Origin of the sequence: Rathayibacter sp. AY1B5 (genome assembly GCF_002932795.1) — a bacterium.
In the GTDB taxonomy this organism is placed as follows: domain Bacteria; phylum Actinomycetota; class Actinomycetes; order Actinomycetales; family Microbacteriaceae; genus Rathayibacter.
Map to the genome: position 1 here is coordinate 1 of NZ_PSWM01000021.1, position 16,920 is coordinate 16,920.

The following is a 16,920-nucleotide window of genomic DNA, read 5'->3' on the forward strand; positions in this document are numbered from 1 at the left end:
GCCGGACAACGAATCCAGGAAGGTTCACCATGCACATCGGACTCGTCGGCCTCGGCAAGATGGGCGACAACATGCGCTCCCGCCTCCGCTCCAAGGGGATCGAGGGACGCCTGATCCGGGGACGCCTGATCCGGGGAAGAGGAGTCGACGGAAGAGGAGTCGACGGAAGAGACCGGGCCTGGAGAAGGGGAGTCGGAGGACGCGGAATCCGAGGAGGCGGGATCGGACGCGGTCGGCTCCGGCACCGCGATCGGCTCGGCGGCGGCTCCCGTGCCGACGATCCGGCCGGCCTCGATCCGCACGATGTGCGCGGCCAGCGCCTCCGGGACGTCGTCGAAGACGGCCGCGGTGATCAGGACCTGCTCGTAGTCGGCGACCACCGAGGCGAGGCGCTCGCGTCGGCGTGCGTCCAGCTCGGCGAAGACGTCGTCGAGCATCAGCACGGGATCGCCCATGGGGGAGTCGCGCCGGAGCAGCTCCGCGGCGCCCAGCTTCAGCGCCAGCGCGAAGGACCAGCTCTCGCCGTGACTCGCGTACCCCTTGGCCGGCAGCGCGTTCAGCTCGAACTGGACGTCGTCGCGGTGCGGGCCGACGAGGGAGACGCCCCGGTCGAGCTCGCGGCGGCGCACCCCGGCCAGCGCGGACGCGAACGCCTCCGCCAGTCCCTCGCCCGCCGACGGCGACGCGGCTCCCGACTGCTCCACGGGCTCGCCGTCGTCGTCGACCGCGCCCTCGATGCTCAGGCGGGAGCGGAGCACCGGACGCTGGTCGGCGCCGGCGACCGCCTCGTACGCGGCGCGCACCGGTCCGCTCAGCTCCTCCACCAGGGTGAGGCGCGACTGCATGATCTCGGTCCCGAGCGCGATCAGGCGCTCGTCCCAGATGTCGAGGGTCCCGAGCTTGGAGGGGTCGCGGACGCCGCTCGCTCGTGCGGACTTGAGCAGCGAGTTGCGCTGGCGCAGCACCCGCTCGTAGTCGGCCTGGACGGCGCTCATCCGCGGGGTGCGGAGGATCACCAGCTGGTCGAGGAAGCGGCGGCGGGCCGACGGGTCGCCGCGGATGAGGAGCAGGTCCTCCGGGGCGAACAGGACGCTGGAGAAGAAGCGCGGGAGCTCGCGCGGCTTGATCCCGCCGCGGTTGATCTGCGCGCGGTTGGGGGAGGAGCGGTTGATCTGCACCTCCGCCAGCAGGTCGCGCTCGCCGTTGCGGAGGCGGGCGCGCACTACGGCGCTGTCCCGGCCGGCGCGGATGAGCGCCTGGTCGCTCGACACGCGGTGCGAGCCCAGAGTGGAGAGGTAGCCGAGCGACTCGACGAGGTTGGTCTTGCCCTGGCCGTTGCGGCCGACGAAGAGGTTCGGTCCGGGCACGAGCTCGACGTCGACCGACTCGTAGTTCCGGAAGTCGCTGAGCGCCAGCTGCGTCACCTGCACGTCGCGCTCCTCTCCTCCACCCGTCGTCGCGGGCCTTCACTGCACCCCCGCGGGCTCCTCGCCCGTCTCGGCGCCTGCCGACCGCTCTCCCCTTGCCGGCTGAGCCTTCCTCCGGATCTCGGTACGCCCCTGCCCCGCTACTCGATCACCATGACCGGCGGCACCCGTCCCTGCCCGCCAAGGCGGCCGAAAGCCCGCCGCCCGGTCCTCCCCTGCGAAGGCGGCCGAAGGCCCGCCGCCGCCCGACGTCCGGAGCGAGGTGGAGGCGGCCGGAGGCCCGCCGCCCCCGTGAGAGCATCCCTGCCTCACGGGGGCGGCGGGCCGCAGACCGCCGTCCGTCACCGGCTCTGCAGAACGCGCCCACCTCCAGAAGCCGACCGCCGTGAGGACTGCCGGAGGCAGTCCTCACCAGCCGACTCAGTCGACCGCTTTGACGGAGTGCCCGCCGAACTGGTTGCGGAGCGCTGCGACGGCCTTCATCGCGGGGGAGTCCTCCTGGCGGGAGACGAAGCGGGCGAAAATCGAGGCGCTGATCGTGGGCACCGGGACGGCGTTGTTGATGGCCTCCTCGATGGTCCAGCGGCCCTCGCCCGAGTCCTGCACGTAGCCCTCGATGTTCTTGAAGTCCGGGTCCTGCTCGAGGGCGCGGACGAGGAGCTCGAGCAGCCAGGAGCGCACGACCGTGCCGCGCTGCCACGCCTTGAAGGTGCCGGTGACGTCCTTGATGATGTCGCTGCGGGTCTCGAGCAGCTCGTAGCCCTCGGCGAACGCCTGCATCAGGGCGTACTCGATGCCGTTGTGGACCATCTTCGCGTAGTGGCCGGCGCCGACCTCGCCGACGTGGACGAAGCCCTCCTCGCGGGGGCCTTCCGGGCGCAGCGCGTCGAAGACGGGCATGGCGTACTCGACGAGCTCCTTCGGGCCGCCGACCATCAGGCCGTAGCCGTTCTGCAGTCCCCAGACGCCGCCGGAGACGCCCGCGTCGATGTAGTGGATGCCCTTGGGCTTCAGCAGCGCGTCGTGCTTGAAGTCCTCGGTGAAGCGGGAGTTGCCGCCGTCGATGACGAGGTCGCCCTCGCTGAGCTTCTCCGACAGGTCCTTGACGACCGCGTCGGTGATCTCGCCCGCCGGCACCATCACCCAGACGATGCGGGGCGAGGGGAGTGCGGCGATCATCTCGTCGAGAGAGGCCGCGTCCGAGACGTCGGGATTGCGGTCGTAGCCGGTGACCTCGAGCCCCTTGGAGCGGAGGCGGGAGCGCATGTTGTCGCCCATCTTGCCGAGGCCGACGAGTCCGATGTGCATGGTGAACCTTCCTGGATTCGTTGTCCGGCGGGCGAGCGCTCGTCGGGAGCGGGGCGATCGCGGCTCTGCGATCCGGGGAGTGGTCAGCGCAGCAGCAGGTTGGGCTGGAGCAGGTAGCGGTAGCTGTCGCTGCCGGGCTGCTCCCGCGAGGTCTGCGCGGTGATCAGGACGGGGCCGGGCTTGTTGGGGTTCTCGGTCTTCGTGAACGCGATGCGCACGAACTCCGAGTGGACGGCGGCGAGGCCGTCGAGCAGGAACTGCGGCTTGAGGGAGACGACCACGTCGTCGCCGGTCACGATCGCGTCGATGCTCTCGGACGCCTGCGCCTGCTCCGAGCCGATCGCCTCGAGGGTGAGGCCGTCGCTGCTGAAGCTGAAGCGGAGTGCCGCCTCGCGCTCGAGCACGAGCGAGACGCGACGGGTGGCCTCGATGAGGTCGCTGGTCGACATGACCGCGTAGTTCTCGACGGAGGCGGGGAAGAGGCGCTTCACGGGCGGGAAGTTGCCCTTGATCAGCAGCGAGGTGACGGTCTTGCGGTCAGCGGTGAAGGCGATCAGCTCGCGCTCGTCGCGGTTGGTGATCGCGACGGAGACGGTGCCGGAGTGGCCGAAGGTCTTGCCGACCTCCTGCAGCGTGCGCGCGGGAACGAGGGCGGTGAGCGGCTGAGTGGGCGCCGGGTTGTCCCCGTTGTCCCAGTCGATCTCGCGGACGGCGACGCGGTAGCGGTCCGTCGCGACGAGGCCGATCGTGTTCTCGGTGATCTCGAGCTGCACGCCGGTGATGACGGGGGTCACGTCGTCACGGGAGGCGGCGACCGCCACCTGCGAGACGGCGGCCGCGAAGGCGTCGGCCGGGACGAGGCCGGTGGAGGCGTCGATCTCGGGGATGCTCGGGTACTCCTCGACGGGCATCTGCAGGAGTGTGAAGTGCGCCGAGCCGGCCGAGACCGAGACGCGCGACTCCTCCGTGGCGATGCGCACGGGAGCGTTGGGGAGGCGGTTCGCGATGTCGGCGAGCAGACGGCCGGAGACGAGCACAGTCCCCGTCTCCTCCACGTCGGCGGCGATCTGCGTCTGCGCGGACACCTCGTAGTCGAAGGAGGACAGCGTCAGACCCTCGGCGGTCGCCTCGATGAGGACTCCGGAGAGGATCGGCAGGGTCGTGCGCTGCGGAAGCAGCTTGACCGCGAAGGACACCGCCTCGCTGAAGACATCGCGGTTGGCTTGGAACCTCACGAGTACACCCCTGACGAGTCGCGGACGAAGACCGTCGCCCATCGTACCCGCCGGGCTCGGCGAGCTCGGAAGGGGGGTGGACCGCCGAGCACTGCCGAGCCGCTGTGGAGAGGTTGCCGGTCGAGGCTTCATTAAAGAGAGAACTGCGTTAACAGTGTTAACACGTGTGGAAACTGTGGAAAACGTTCGAGACCCCTACTCCTGGGTGGGATCGGAGGGACCCGTCCCTGTGGAGGGAGTGTGAGCGCGCCCGTGGACGCCCTGTGGAGCGATCCGGGCCGACCGGTCGCCCTCCACAGGCGGGCCCTCCCGGCGCACAGTCCCGAGGCGGTTGTCCACAGTTATCCACAGGTTCCTCACACTGTGGAAATCGGCCTTCGGAGGCGCGCGAGGCGGCGTGTCCGAGGCGCGCTCGACAGGTCGAGGGAGTCAGCGGACGACGTCTCCGGTCACGACGGAGGCCGTCGAACGCGGCCCCCGCCGTCCGAGCGGCGCAGAAGACGACGGCCGCTCCCTCTCCCCCGCGCTGCTCCATCAGTCGCCGTGAGCGCCACTCCGTGCTGGTCGAGGCGCCGCAGCGCGGCGTACCGGGACCCTCCGACAGGACGGTCTCTCCGATCTCGACGCGCGCCGACACCGTTCAGTGCGTCCTGCTCCTCGCGGCGCGACCACCGTCGCCTCCCCTCAGGCGAGGAGGGATGCGGCGACCGCCGACCAGCGGGCACGGACGTCGATCGGCCCCGGGGCGCACCACCTCCCGACGGGCGGTACCGGGGGCCGTCCGACCGCCGGCTAGCGGTTCGTCTTGATGCGGGTGGTCAGCTCGGTGACCTGGTTGTAGATGCTGCGGCGCTCCTTCATGAGCTCCGAGATCTTCTTGTTCGCGTACATGACGGTGGTGTGGTCGCGGTTGCCGAACAGCTGGCCGATCTTGGGCAGAGAGAGGTTCGTCAGCTCACGGCACAGGTACATGGCGATCTGGCGCGCGGTGGCGACGGCCTGCGAGCGAGACGAGCCGTAGAGGTCGTCGACCGTGAGCTTGAAGTAGTCCGCGGTGTGGTTGATGATGTCGACCGGCGAGATGACGTTGTCCTCGTCGAGCGTGATCAGGTCCTTCAGCACGGTCTGCACGAGCGACATGTCGACGGGTGTCCGGTTCAGGCTCGCGAACGCGGTGACGCGGATGAGCGTCCCCTCGAGCTCGCGGATGTTGCTCGACACCTTCGACGCCATGAACTCGAGGATGTCGTCGGGCACGAGCAGCTTCTCGCTGACCGCCTTCTTGCGGAGGATCGCGATGCGGGTCTCGAGGTCGGGAGCCTGCACATCGGTGATGAGGCCCCACTCGAAGCGCGAGCGCATCCGGTCCTCGAAGCCCGTCAGGGCCTTCGGCGGCAGATCGGACGTGATCACGACCTGCTTGTTGTGGTCGTGCAGCTGGTTGAAGGTGTGGAAGAACGCCTCCTGCGTCTCCGCCTTCCCCTGCAGGAACTGGATGTCGTCGATCAGGAGGATGTCGACGTTGCGGTAGCGGCCGTGGAAGGCGTTGCCCCGGTTGTTCGCGATCGAGTTGATGAAATCGTTCGTGAACTCCTCGCTCGAGACGTAGCGCACGCGGATCCCCGGGTAGAGGCTCATCGCGTAGTGGCCGATGGCGTGGAGGAGGTGCGTCTTCCCGAGCCCGGAGTCGCCGTAGACGAAGAGCGGGTTGTAGGCCTTCGCGGGAGCCTCGGCGACGGCGACGGCCGCGGCGTGCGCGAACCGGTTGGAGCCTCCGATGACGAAGTTGTCGAAGCTGTACTTCGGGTTCAGCCGGGTGTCGGTCGCCGGCACGGTGCGCAGCTCCTCGACCCCGCGGGTCGGCGCGACCGTCGCCGAGGAGGCGGTGATCGGCTCGAACGGGTTCACCGACTCCTGCGACGACGGGGAGCTGAGGGGCTCGTGCTCGATGTCGGGGTTCACCACGAAGGCGAACGTGGTGACGCCGAAGGAGTCGTCGAGGGTCCCGATCGCGCTGAGCAGGGGCACGCGCACGCGCTGCTCGAGCATCCCGCGGGTGAACTCGTTCGGGACCTCCAGGTAGAAGGTGCCCGCCATGATGCCCTTGGGCTCCACGAGCGAGACGAACCCGTAGAGGGGAGCGGTGATCCGCTCGTCCTGGGACAGTGCGCCGAGGATCACGTTCCACGCGTCGACCATCGACGTGTCGTCTGCCATCTGTCTCCGGTCCTGGGTGCTGTCGCTGTGAAGTCGCTGCGGGATCGCCGCCTCCGCCGGACCCGTCGCCGCCCGCTGCAGGGGCGTCGCGGACCGGGCGCGGAGCCGGGGTCTCGAGTGCCGCTCTCTCCACAGGGTTGTCCACCGGCCTCGAGCGATGCCTGTGCGGGCGCGGGAGGACGCGGATCCCACCTGTGGATAACTGCGGCTCAACACCGTAACGAACGGAGCCGACGGGAGACAAATCCACCACAGCGACACCCGCGTGTCAATGCGCGGAACCCCGTGCCCCGTGTGCATGATCGAGGTTTCGCGCCGTCCACATTTGACCGGTGGCGGAACAGGCCGTAGTTTAAATCAGTTGACGCCTGCCCGGTGTCGTCCGTGCGGCCCTCGCAGGCCGAGCGGATTCCGCAGCCGGGCACCCCTTCTTCCCGGAGGATCCGAGTCTCCGCCCGAGCGGGTGGTGCCGGTTCGCGCCGCGGAACACGTACGTGGAGATCTGATTATGAGCAAGCGAACCTTCCAGCCGAACAACCGTCGTCGCGCCAAGGTGCACGGCTTCCGTCTGCGCATGCGCACCCGTGCCGGCCGCGGCATCCTCAGCGCGCGCCGCGCCAAGGGGCGCACCGAGCTCTCCGCCTAGCAGCGAGCGGTACCGACCAGCGGTGCTGGCCAAAGCCAATCGCATCGTCCACGGAGGCGAGTACCGGACAGTCGTCCGTCGCGGTGTGCGGTCCACAGGACCGCACACCGTCACGTATGTCCGCCGGTCCTCCGCGGGCGGTCCGGCGCGGTTCGGGTTCATCGTCGCGAAGACGGTCGGCACCGCGGTGACGCGCAACACCGTCCGCCGTCGGCTCAAGGCCGTGGCGTTCGAGCTCGTCCCCGAGATCGACCCCGGCACCGAGGTCGTCGTCCGCGCGCTGCCCGGCAGCGCCGACGCGCCCTGGTCCGAGCTGCGCTCCGAGGTGTGGTCCGCGATGGCGCGAGCCGCGCGGAAGAGCGGGGCGTCCTCGTGACCGCCGTACTCCCCCGCCGCGAGGCGCCGCTCGTCCGGCTCGGGTGGGCGATCCTCCTGCTGCCGAGGAACATCGGCGTCCTGCTCCTGATCGTCTACCGGGCGGTCGTGTCCCCTCTCTACGGGGACGTCTGCCGTTACTACCCCTCGTGCTCCGCGTACGCGCTCCAGGCGGTCCAGCTCCACGGGCTCGTCCTCGGCTCCGTCCTCGCGGCCCGCCGTCTGCTCCGCTGCCACCCGTGGGCGGCCGGCGGCATCGACGACGTCCCGACCTCGATCCCCCTGCACCGACCGGCTTCCGGCCGGACCCGCTTCGCCGTGACGCGAGCCGGGTTCGTCGTGGGCCCTCGAAAGGACTGACCCCACTCCATGGACCTCCTCGGCACGATCCTCTGGCCCCTCAAGTGGGTGGTCGAGCTGCTCCTCGTCGCCTTCCACCAGCTGCTGACCTTCACCGGCATGGAGGCGGCCGCAGGAATCACCTGGGTCCTCTCGATCGTCGGCCTGGTCATCGTCATCCGCGCCGCGCTCATCCCGATCTTCGTCAAGCAGATCAAGAGCCAGCGCCGGATGCTCGAGGTCGCACCCCAGCTCAAGAAGATCCAGGACAAGTACAAGGGCAAGCGCGATCAGCTGTCCCGCGAGGCGATGTCCCGCGAGACCATGGAGCTCTACAAGAAGACGGGCACCAACCCGCTCGCCTCCTGCCTGCCCCTGCTGATCCAGATGCCGATCTTCTTCAGCCTGTTCTCGGTGCTGAACGCGGCGCAGCACAGCCAGAAGGGCGTCGGACCGCTCGACGAGACGCTCGCCCGCCAGTTCGGCGAGGCGAACCTCTTCGGCGTCGCACCGCTGCACCAGTCGATCCAGGGCGCACTCGCCGAGGGCGGCCAGGAGCCGGTCATCATCATCGCGGTGATCATGGTCGTCCTCATGACGGCGTCGCAGTTCATCACCCAGCTGCAGATCGTCTCGAAGAACATGTCGCCCGAGGCGAAGGCCTCGCCGACGTTCAAGCAGCAGCGGATCCTGCTCTACATCCTCCCTCTCGTCTTCGCCTTCTCGGGCTTCGCCTTCCCCCTCGGAGTGATGTTCTACTGGCTGACCTCGAACATCTGGACGATGATCCAGCAGTTCATCGTCATCCGGAACATGCCCACCCCGGGCAGCGAGGCCGCCAAGGCCCGCGAGGAGCGTCTGCGCCGCAAGGGCAAGCTGGTCGAGGAGACCACGGCCGCCGGCGACGTCACCCTCGTCGAGAAGAAGGCCGTGCAGCGCACGCAGCCCGTGAGCAGGAACCGCTCCAAGAAGCAAGCCGGAAAGAAGTAGAGCCGTCATGACCGATCCGATGCAGACCCTCACCGACGACGCGTCCGCAGCTGTGGACGCCGACGCGTCAACCGCCGACGAGGCGCCCGAGTCCACGCTCTCGCAGCTCGAGGACGAGGGCGACGTGGCCGCCGACTACATCGAGGAGTTCCTCGACATCTGCGACCTCGACGGCGACATCGACATCGAGGTCCGCAACGGCCGCGCCTACCTCTCGGTCACCGCCTCGGGTGACACCAACCTCCGGGTGCTCTCCCGCCCCGACGCCGTCCAGGCGCTGCAGGAGCTCACGCGCCTGGCCGTCCAGACGAAGACGGGCGCTTTCTCCCGCCTCATCCTCGACATCGGCGGCTCCCGCGACGCCCGCGAGGCGGAGCTGGCCCAGCTGGTCGACCGCGCGATCGAGCGGATCGAGGACGGCGCCACGTCGGCCTCGCTCCCGCCCATGTCGTCGTACGAGCGCAAGCTGGTCCATGACATGGTGGGCGAGCGCGGCTTCGTGTCGGAGTCCCGCGGTGAGGCGCGCGAGCGCCACACCGTCATCACCCGCGGCTGAGCGGAGTGGAGTCGACCCTCGAGCCCGAGCCCGCAGCCGCTGCGGCGATCGCCGGCGACCGACTGCCGCTCCTGCGGCGCTTCACCGAGGCTCTGGCCGCCCAGGGCGAGGAGCGCGGCCTGATCGGGCCGCTGGAGCTCCCCCGGCTCTGGACGCGGCACGTGCTCAACAGCGCCCTGGTGGCCCCTCTCCTGCGTCCGGGACTCGTGGGTGACATCGGCAGTGGCGCGGGCCTTCCCGGGCTCGTCCTGGCCATCGTGCGGCCGGACGTCCGGTTCGTGCTCATCGAGCCGATGGAGCGTCGCGTCGTCTGGCTCCATGAGCAGGTCGACGCACTCGGACTCGAGAATGTCTCAGTTCTTCGTGCGCGCGCCGAGGAGGCGCAGCTCGCGGAGCCTTTGGACCAGGTGACCGCCCGGGCGGTCAGCGCTCTCTCGAAGCTGATCCCGCTGACCGCGCCGCTGCTGCGTCGCGGAGGCGAGCTGGTGCTGCTGAAGGGCGTCAACGCCGAGAAGGAGATCGAGGCGGCGGCCCAGCAGATCCGTCGCTTCCGGCTCTCCCCGCCCGAGGTCGTCCTGCTGGGCGACGGCGTGCTCTCCGAGGTGACGAGGGTCGTCCGGGCTACAGTGGGTTGATCGCCACGACGCCGCAGTGAGCCTCCGACTCCTCGTCCGTCGACTCCTCGGTGCTGCTGTCCGTCCCACTCGCTGAGCGAAGGTTTCACGTGAAACAACCCGATTCCGCCGGTATGACCGGAGGCTTCGACTCCTCGACTCCCCTGGCTCGGGAGATCGCGGACATGACCCGCCGGCGCGCACTGCTGAACGCTCAGCCGCTGCCGAAGCCCGAGTCGACCCGGGTCATCACGATCTCGAACCAGAAGGGCGGCGTCGGCAAGACGACGACGACCGTCAATCTTGCCGCCGGGCTCGCCCGCGGCGAGGCGAAGGTGCTCGTCATCGATCTCGATCCGCAGGGCAACGCGTCGACGGCCTTGGGCATCGAGCACCGTGCCGAGACGGCCAGCGTGTACGACGTGATCGTCAACGACACTCCCCTCGCGGACGTGGTGCAGAAGAGCCCGGAGTTCTCGTCTCTCTACGGTGTGCCGGCGACCATCCACCTGGCCGGCGCCGAGATCGAGCTGGTCTCGCTCGTCGCGCGGGAGCAGCGGCTCCGCCGTGCGCTCGACCGCATGCTCGACACCATGGACGAGCCGTTCGACTACGTCTTCATCGACTGTCCGCCGTCGCTCGGTCTGCTGACGATCAACGCTTTCGTCGCGGCTCGCGAGGTGCTCATCCCGATCCAGTGCGAGTACTACGCGCTCGAGGGGCTCAGCCAGCTGCTCAAGAACATCGACTTGATCGAGCGGCACCTCAACCCGAACCTCGGTGTCTCGACGATCCTGCTGACCATGTACGACGGCCGCACGAACCTCTCGCAGCAGGTGGCAGCGGATGTCCGGGAGCACTTCCCGAAGGAGGTGCTGCGCGCGGTGATCCCGCGCAACGTGAGGATCTCGGAGGCGCCGAGCTACGGGCAGAGCGTGATCAGCTACGACCCGCAGTCGTCCGGTTCGCTGGCGTATCTGGAGGCCGCCGCGGAGCTCGCGCGGCGCGGAGCCCGCAGGACACCCGAGACGGCACATGAAGGAGAGGCACGCTGATGGCGACCAAGCGCACGGGACTCGGCCGGGGGATCGGCTCGCTCATCCCGACCAGCGACGAGTCGCGCTCCCGGCCCGTCGACGTCTTCTTCCCTGATCAGGTCGGCGATTCGGCACGCGCCGAGGAGCTGCTCGAGGTCCCCGGAGCGCGCCTGGCGCGACTCCCCCTGGCCGACATCACCCCCAACACGGCGCAGCCGCGATCGGTGTTCGACGAGGACGACCTCGCCGAACTCGTCCACAGCATTCGCGAGTTCGGGGTGCTGCAGCCGATCGTCGTCCGGCCCGTGACGGCCCGTGGCGGAGCGAGGTACGAGCTCGTCATGGGCGAGCGCCGTCTCCGCGCATCGAAGGCCGCGGGACTGACGACCATCCCCGCGGTCGTCAAGGACACGGCCGACGAGAACATGCTCCGCGACGCACTGCTGGAGAACCTGCACCGAGCCGACCTCAACCCGCTCGAGGAGGCGTCGGCCTACCAGCAGCTCCTCAGCGACTTCGGGATCACCCAGGAGGCCCTGGCGACGCGGCTCGGACGCTCGCGGCCGCAGATCTCGAACACGCTCCGTCTCCTGCGCCTGCCGGCCGATGTGCAGGCTCGCGTCGCTGCCGGCGTCCTGACCGCGGGACACGCGCGCGCGGTTCTGTCGCTCGACGACGTCGAGCTGATGCGCCGCCTGGCCGACAAGATCGTCCACGAGGACCTGTCCGTCCGCTCTGCCGAGGCTGCGGCCGCGCAGATGAAGGCGCCGCGGACGGCCGCGCGTCCCGTGGTGGAGGAACAGGGCGGGCACTCCGGGCACCTCTCGTCGATCGCGGATCACCTCGGCGACCGGCTGAACACTCGCGTCAAGGTCACTCTGGGTGCCCGCAAGGGCCAGATGGTCATCGACTTCGCCACCATCCAGGACTTGAACCGCATCCTCGCCGAGATCGGCGAGCCCACCGAGGTGTCGCTCGCTCCGTAGGGAGTCGGCCGGGCCGCGGAGTGTCCTGTGCACCGCGGCTGATGAGGACACGGCGATGCTGGGGCCTCGGCGATAGTCGCGATCGGGTGGTACTCGCCCCCTCTTCACCACGTCACTGAGACCAGGGCGAGGTGACCGACGAGATACCGTGTGGTGTGGGCAGTCTCGTAGAGAACGTGTCTCGGTGATCGATAAGCCCTGTGCGCTGGCACGTTTCTCTCGAGAAGAAATCCGAAGTTCAGTAGCGCCCTACTGATGCAGGTCTTGATAGCGACGACGTCGCTACGGAATGTCCTTCGGTGTTCGTCTGCCATCCGGTAGGTGGATCTCTGGAGAACTCTGCTCAGGGCGCTCTTCTGTCGGTCGAAGAGGCGGCGTGTGCCCTCACGAGGGCCGGCTGCGCCCGGGCCTCGTCGCTCACTGGCATCCGGGTCAGGCTCGGCGAGTACGTGCGAGATTTCACCGCCGGGGAACGGCGGCCCGAGTGTTTCACGTGAAACGGTTCCCGCTCTGCACCGCAGCCAGGAGATGTCGGTCCAGTCCGCACTGCCTCGTGCGCGACGGGCGTGTCACAGGCCCCAACGAATCGATGAGCGGTCGGGTGGCCGAGATGAAGGCGAACGGCACGGCGCATCAGTGTGTTCGGTCAGGGTTGATCCGCTCTCTCACCCCTCCCATCGACAGCCCATAGCGCGCACTGGCATCAGTGGCGAGCGTCGGAGGTGCCGCCAGCAAAGCCGTTTCACGTGAAACGGTGAAGCGCGGAGTGGGATCCACCACTGGAGAACGACCAGGTCGTCAGCGGACACAACCGCCCTTGGGCTCTCCCCTCTCATGAGGAGTCGCGATGGTCTGACGGCCGCGCTCAACAGCTGGAGGAGCGTTTCACGTGAAACGCTCCTTCTCTGGAACTCTCGAAGCCCGCACGGTCGGTCGGCGCGCGGACATCACTTCGGCAGCTCAGCGGGAGTCTCCGCCAGACCAGTCGAAGACTAGGCAGTCACTCCTTCTGATCGGGGGCAAGGAGGTTCGAAGTGGTCAGCCGCTGTCATGGTGGGGTGACCACGGGGCTGCATGTGTCCTGGACCAGGCTTGCGATGGAGAGCGCGCCATCGGTGGATCTCGATACGCCGCGACGCGGCTACTCGACGAGCAAGAGCCGACTCGATGATGGAGTCACTGTTTCCTGACCCGAAGAAGGCTCGTCGAAGAGCACCGTTTCACGTGAAACGGAGCGGAGTCAGGACGCGGCGAGCTTCGCCAGGGTGGAGTAGACGTCGCCGAGGTAGCGGCCCGACGCTTCGATGGCCTGGGGAACGAGCGACGTCTCGGTCATTCCGGGCAGGACGTTCGCATCGAAGAACCAGGGGAGTCCGGCCTCGTCGATGATGAAGTCGAGCCTCGACAGGTGGCGGAGCCCCAGCAGTTCGTGGATCGCCACGGCCACTCGGGACACCTCCTCCGTGATCTCCGGAGCGATCCGGGCGGGGGTGTAGAAGTGCGTCTCCCCCGCGTTGTAGCGCGCCTCGAAGGTGTACTGCCCCGCGACGGGGGCGATCTCCACCGGAGGCAGGGCGAATGGTCCGTCGCCGAGGTCGAGAACGCCGACGGAGACCTCGGTCCCCTGGATCTGCTGCTCGATGAGCACGACGTCGCCATAGGTGTACGCCTCGACCATGGCCCGCGGGAGCTGCGACGAGTCCGACACGATGCTGACACCCTGGGCCGAGCCGCCCTGGGCCGGCTTCACCACGAGGGGGCCCGGCAGGTGGGCTTCGACCTGCTCCAGGATTCCGGCGGCTCCGAGCTCGCGGAAGGTCTCGCGGGGGAGGGTGACGGAGCGCGGAGTCGAGAAGCCGGCGCGGGCGACGAGCGTCTTCGCGGTGGGCTTGAACCATGCCAGGCGCGCCGCGTCCGTCTGCGAGCCGACGTAGGCGAAGCCCGCGGCCTCGAGGAGCCCGAGGAGCGCTCCGTCCTCACCGCTCGCTCCGTGCACGGCGGGCCAGACGACGTCGGGACGCTTCTGCAGGAGCGTCGAGAGGAGCCCGGCGTCCGGTTCGTGCAGGGAGACGCGGTGGCCCATGGCGGAGAGACGGTCCGCGACGCGGCGGCCGGACCGCAGGGAGACGTCGCGCTCGTGACTGATGCCACCGCTGATGACGACGATGTCGAGAGTACGGTCGAGCACAGAGAAATCGGTCATGACCAGGGCTTTCTTATCGAATCAGCGGTGTCAGGAGACGTTGGGAGGCAGGACGGCGTCGCGCTTGCTCGCGTCGGCGCTGCTGAGCCGGCCCGTGCCCGCGAAGGTCGACAGCAGGTCGAGCTCCCCGTTGATGACCGTGGCGAGGCGGCGGATCCCGTCCCCGATGCGCTCCGGCGTCGGGTAGCAGAAGGAGAGGCGGATGTTCTGGCGTCCGTCTCCGTTGCCGTAGAACGCGGTACCCGGCGTGTAGGCGACGAGCTCCTTCACGGCACGCGGCAGCATCGCCTTGGAGTCGAGCTCCTCGGGCAGCGTGACCCAGACGTAGAAGCCGCCGTTCGGGTTCGTCCAGCTGAGGCCGGGCAGATGGGTCTGCAGGCCCTTCAGCATCGCTTCCTTGCGCTCGCGGTAGACGCCGCGGAAGGTGTCGATCTGTCCGCGCCAGTCGGCCGTCTCGAGGTACTTCGAGATGACCAGCTGACTGAAGGACGACGGGCTGAGGACGGCCGCTTCGTTCGCGAGGATCAGCCGCTCACGGATGGCGTGCGGGGCGAGAGCCCAGCCCACGCGGAATCCGGGAGCCAGAGTCTTCGAGAAGGTGCCGAGGTAGATCACTCCGTCCTCCTCCAGCGAGCGCATCGCCTTCGGCGGGACGTCCTCGAAGTAGAGGAGGCCGTACGGGTTGTCCTCGAGCACGAGGATGCCCTCGGACTTGCAGATCTCGAGGATCTCGACGCGGCGCTCCCAGCTGAGGGTCACGCCCGCCGGGTTGTGGAAGGTGGGGATCGTGTACAGGAACTTGATCGTCCTGCCGGCGGCGCGCACGCGAGCGATGTGCTCGCGGAGGGCTGCGGGGATGAGCCCGTGCTCGTCCATCGGGACGTGCTCGACCTCGGCCTGGTACGACCGGAAGATGACCATCGCCGTGACGTAGCTGGGGCCCTCGGAGAGGACGACGTCCCCCGGGTCCAGGAACAGCTTCGAGACGAGTTCCAGCGCGTGCTGAGAGCCCGTGGTGACCACGATGTCGTCCGCGCTGGCGGAGATGCCCTCGAGGGCCATCACATCGAGGATCTGCTCCCGCAGGACAGGGACGCCCTGGCCCGAGCCGTACTGCAGCGCGACGGGCCCCTGCTCCCTCATCACGGTGTCGATGGCACCGGTGATCAGGTCCTGGGGGAGCGCGGACACGAACGGCATCCCGCCCGCGAGCGAGACGACTTCGGGGCGCGACGCGACGGCGAACAGGGCTCGGACCTCGCTGGCGGCCAGACCGGCCGTGCGCTCCGCGTAGGAGTTGTACCAGGGGTCGAGGTTGGTGCCGCGGTTGGTCACGATGGTTCCGCTTCGCTCAGTGGACGGGGTCTCTCCGGCCGGAGCCGGGTGGATCCACAGTACCGGCCGGTCCTGTGCTGCGGCGGGGCGGTCGGGCGCCACCGCAGGGATCGTGGCCTGCGCCTCAACGGGTCTGTTTCACGTGAAACAGGCCGAGGAACGAGGAGAGCCCCCGTCACGACGTGACAGGGGCTCTCGGAGACCGCGCGGAGCGGTCAGGGGGTGCGGACTCAGAGGAACGCGGCCAGGTCGGCCTCGAGGGCCGGCTTCGGCTTGGCGCCGATGACGGTCTTCACGACCTCGCCCTTCTGGTAGACCTTCATCGCCGGGATCGACGTGATCTGGTACTTCGCGGCGGTCTGCGGGTTCTCGTCGACGTTCAGCTTGACGATCTCGATCTTGTCGCCGTGCTCGGCCGAGATCTGGTCGAGGATCGGCGCGACCATGCGGCACGGGCCGCACCACTCGGCCCAGAAGTCGACCAGGACGGTCTTCTCGGAGTCGAGGACGTCGGACTGGAACGATGCGTCGGTGACGCTCTTCGCGGTGGACATGGTGTTCTCTCCTTCACGAGTCGGCGGGCTGCCGGCTCCGATGTGCGATGACCGGACGGTCAGCGGGTGATGAGCTCGGCCCGGGGTGAGCCTTCGGTGTGCGCGGTGCCATCGGCGAGCGCAGCGAGGTAGTGCTCCGCGTCGAGGGCGGCGACCGTTCCGGATGCCGCGGCGGTGACGGCCTGACGGTATGTCGGGTCGATCACGTCGCCGGCGGCGAAGACGCCGGGAACGGAGGTCTGGGAGGAACGGCCGACCACCGAGATGGTGCCCTCGGTGGTGAGGTCGAGCTTGCCGTGCACGACGTGCGTGCGCGGGTCGTTGCCGATCGCGATGAACAGGCCGTCGAGGTCGAGGTGGGACTCGGTGCCGTCGACCGTGTCGCGCAGCTTCACGCCGTCGACGTGGTTCTCGCCGGTGATGCCGGTGACCTCGGCGTTCCAGACGAACTCGATCCTCTCGTTGTCGAAGGCGCGCTTCTGCATGACCTTCGAGGCGCGGAGCGAGTCCTTGCGATGGATCACGTAGACCTTCGCAGCGTGCTTGGTGAGGAAGGTCGCCTCCTCCATCGCGGAGTCGCCTCCGCCGACGACGGCGATGGTCTTCCCCTTGAAGAAGAACCCGTCGCAGGTGGCGCACCATGAGACACCGTGTCCCGAGAGGCGGTCCTCGTCGTGGAGGCCCAGCTTGCGGTAGGCGGATCCGGTCGCGACGACGACGGTCTTCGCCTCGATGCTCTCGCCGGAGCCGAGGTGGACGGTCTTGACCTCGCCCTCGAGATCGAGGGAGGTGACGTCGTCGTAGAAGGTCTCTGCGCCGAACTTCTCGGCCTGGGCCTGCATCGAGGTCATCAGCTCAGGACCGAGGACGCCGTCGGGGAAGCCGGGGAAGTTCTCGACGTCCGTCGTGTTCATCAGGTCGCCGCCGATCTCGACCGACGAGGCCACGACCACCGGGTGCAGTTCGGCGCGCGCCGCGTAGATGGCGGCGGTCCAGCCGGCGGGGCCGGATCCGATGATGACGATGTCGCGCACGGCAACTCCTCGGGGTCTGTACGAGCGGTGACGGGTGGGGCGGGAGCCGAGCACCCGGAGCCGG

The 16,920-nt window shown here is 68.7% G+C and carries 15 protein-coding genes and 1 pseudogene; 8 read left to right on the forward strand and 8 right to left on the reverse strand.

Annotated elements, in window-relative coordinates; translation table 11 throughout:
* Nucleotides 1–269 precede the first annotated feature (269 nt).
* The 4 genes and pseudogenes from recF to dnaA all read right to left on the reverse strand — a co-directional run.
* Nucleotides 270–1,430, reverse strand: a pseudogene (recF, locus tag C5D44_RS12900) (DNA replication/repair protein RecF); the annotation flags it as partial.
* 417 nt (nucleotides 1,431–1,847) lie between these two features.
* On the reverse strand, nucleotides 1,848–2,735 hold the full coding sequence (gene gnd / locus C5D44_RS12905; protein ID WP_104222677.1) for a phosphogluconate dehydrogenase (NAD(+)-dependent, decarboxylating): 888 nt from the start codon (nucleotides 2,733–2,735) through the stop codon (nucleotides 1,848–1,850).
* Between the two features lie 83 nt (nucleotides 2,736–2,818).
* The gene (dnaN, locus tag C5D44_RS12910; protein ID WP_104232992.1) at nucleotides 2,819–3,970 is read right to left on the reverse strand and encodes a DNA polymerase III subunit beta; all 1,152 of its coding nucleotides are present in this window, start codon (nucleotides 3,968–3,970) and stop codon (nucleotides 2,819–2,821) included.
* 792 nt (nucleotides 3,971–4,762) lie between these two features.
* Nucleotides 4,763–6,487 carry a chromosomal replication initiator protein DnaA gene (gene dnaA / locus C5D44_RS12915; RefSeq protein ID WP_374954078.1) on the reverse strand — a complete coding sequence of 575 codons (1,725 nt, stop codon included), beginning with the start codon at nucleotides 6,485–6,487 and terminating at the stop codon, nucleotides 4,763–4,765.
* A 208-nt stretch (nucleotides 6,488–6,695) separates the two neighbouring features.
* On the opposite strand from dnaA, the gene rpmH reads away from it, so the two are divergent.
* From rpmH to C5D44_RS12955, 8 genes are all read left to right on the forward strand, one after another.
* Nucleotides 6,696–6,833 (forward strand): 50S ribosomal protein L34, encoded by a 138-nt coding sequence (rpmH, locus tag C5D44_RS12920; RefSeq protein WP_055784512.1) that lies wholly within the window; start codon nucleotides 6,696–6,698, stop codon nucleotides 6,831–6,833.
* A gap of 22 nt (nucleotides 6,834–6,855) precedes the next feature.
* On the forward strand, nucleotides 6,856–7,209 hold the full coding sequence (gene rnpA / locus C5D44_RS12925) for a ribonuclease P protein component (RefSeq protein WP_104275482.1): 354 nt from the start codon (nucleotides 6,856–6,858) through the stop codon (nucleotides 7,207–7,209).
* Entirely contained in the window at nucleotides 7,206–7,568 is a 363-nt protein-coding gene (yidD, locus tag C5D44_RS12930; protein ID WP_104281878.1) for a membrane protein insertion efficiency factor YidD, read from the forward strand. The genes rnpA and yidD overlap by 4 nt, the downstream gene beginning before the upstream one ends.
* 9 nt (nucleotides 7,569–7,577) lie before the next feature.
* Nucleotides 7,578–8,537 carry a membrane protein insertase YidC gene (gene yidC, locus C5D44_RS12935; protein WP_104275481.1) on the forward strand — a complete coding sequence of 320 codons (960 nt, stop codon included), beginning with the start codon at nucleotides 7,578–7,580 and terminating at the stop codon, nucleotides 8,535–8,537.
* Nucleotides 8,538–8,544: 7 nt separating this feature from the next.
* Complete coding sequence (locus tag C5D44_RS12940; protein WP_258067978.1) at nucleotides 8,545–9,093, forward strand: R3H domain-containing nucleic acid-binding protein; 549 nt, start codon at nucleotides 8,545–8,547, stop codon at nucleotides 9,091–9,093.
* A gap of 5 nt (nucleotides 9,094–9,098) precedes the next feature.
* Nucleotides 9,099–9,728: a 16S rRNA (guanine(527)-N(7))-methyltransferase RsmG gene (rsmG, locus tag C5D44_RS12945; RefSeq protein ID WP_104281879.1), complete on the forward strand. Its 630-nt coding sequence runs from the start codon at nucleotides 9,099–9,101 to the stop codon at nucleotides 9,726–9,728.
* A 113-nt stretch (nucleotides 9,729–9,841) separates the two neighbouring features.
* Nucleotides 9,842–10,762 carry a ParA family protein gene (locus C5D44_RS12950; protein WP_104281880.1) on the forward strand — a complete coding sequence of 307 codons (921 nt, stop codon included), beginning with the start codon at nucleotides 9,842–9,844 and terminating at the stop codon, nucleotides 10,760–10,762.
* The gene (locus tag C5D44_RS12955) at nucleotides 10,762–11,730 is read left to right on the forward strand and encodes a ParB/RepB/Spo0J family partition protein (RefSeq protein ID WP_104281881.1); all 969 of its coding nucleotides are present in this window, start codon (nucleotides 10,762–10,764) and stop codon (nucleotides 11,728–11,730) included. Before C5D44_RS12950 ends, C5D44_RS12955 begins: the two co-directional genes overlap by 1 nt.
* A 1,240-nt stretch (nucleotides 11,731–12,970) precedes the next feature.
* Here C5D44_RS12955 and C5D44_RS12960 read toward each other — a convergent pair.
* The 4 genes from C5D44_RS12960 to trxB all read right to left on the reverse strand — a co-directional run bounded on the left by C5D44_RS12960 (nucleotide 12,971) and on the right by trxB (nucleotide 16,856).
* Nucleotides 12,971–13,933: an ATP-grasp domain-containing protein gene (locus C5D44_RS12960; RefSeq protein WP_104281882.1), complete on the reverse strand. Its 963-nt coding sequence runs from the start codon at nucleotides 13,931–13,933 to the stop codon at nucleotides 12,971–12,973.
* Nucleotides 13,934–13,963: 30 nt separating this feature from the next.
* Nucleotides 13,964–15,268: a PLP-dependent aminotransferase family protein gene (locus C5D44_RS12965; RefSeq protein WP_104281883.1), complete on the reverse strand. Its 1,305-nt coding sequence runs from the start codon at nucleotides 15,266–15,268 to the stop codon at nucleotides 13,964–13,966.
* A gap of 230 nt (nucleotides 15,269–15,498) precedes the next feature.
* Entirely contained in the window at nucleotides 15,499–15,822 is a 324-nt protein-coding gene (trxA, locus tag C5D44_RS12970; protein ID WP_104222687.1) for a thioredoxin, read from the reverse strand.
* A gap of 59 nt (nucleotides 15,823–15,881) precedes the next feature.
* Nucleotides 15,882–16,856: a thioredoxin-disulfide reductase gene (gene trxB, locus C5D44_RS12975; protein WP_104281884.1), complete on the reverse strand. Its 975-nt coding sequence runs from the start codon at nucleotides 16,854–16,856 to the stop codon at nucleotides 15,882–15,884.
* Nucleotides 16,857–16,920 lie beyond the last annotated feature (64 nt).

What these genes read in the sequence shown, in the direction of transcription:
- gnd (WP_104222677.1), bottom strand. Translation starts at nt 2,735, where the DNA reads ATGCACATCGGACTCGTCGGCCTCGGCAAGATGGGCGACAACATGCGC.
- dnaA (WP_374954078.1), bottom strand. Translation starts at nt 6,487, where the DNA reads ATGCACACGGGGCACGGGGTTCCGCGCATTGACACGCGGGTGTCGCTG.
- rpmH (WP_055784512.1), top strand. Translation starts at nt 6,696, where the DNA reads ATGAGCAAGCGAACCTTCCAGCCGAACAACCGTCGTCGCGCCAAGGTG.
- yidC (WP_104275481.1), top strand. Translation starts at nt 7,578, where the DNA reads ATGGACCTCCTCGGCACGATCCTCTGGCCCCTCAAGTGGGTGGTCGAG.
- C5D44_RS12940 (WP_258067978.1), top strand. Translation starts at nt 8,545, where the DNA reads ATGACCGATCCGATGCAGACCCTCACCGACGACGCGTCCGCAGCTGTG.
- C5D44_RS12950 (WP_104281880.1), top strand. Translation starts at nt 9,842, where the DNA reads ATGACCGGAGGCTTCGACTCCTCGACTCCCCTGGCTCGGGAGATCGCG.
- C5D44_RS12955 (WP_104281881.1), top strand. Translation starts at nt 10,762, where the DNA reads ATGGCGACCAAGCGCACGGGACTCGGCCGGGGGATCGGCTCGCTCATC.
- C5D44_RS12960 (WP_104281882.1), bottom strand. Translation starts at nt 13,933, where the DNA reads ATGACCGATTTCTCTGTGCTCGACCGTACTCTCGACATCGTCGTCATC.
- trxA (WP_104222687.1), bottom strand. Translation starts at nt 15,822, where the DNA reads ATGTCCACCGCGAAGAGCGTCACCGACGCATCGTTCCAGTCCGACGTC.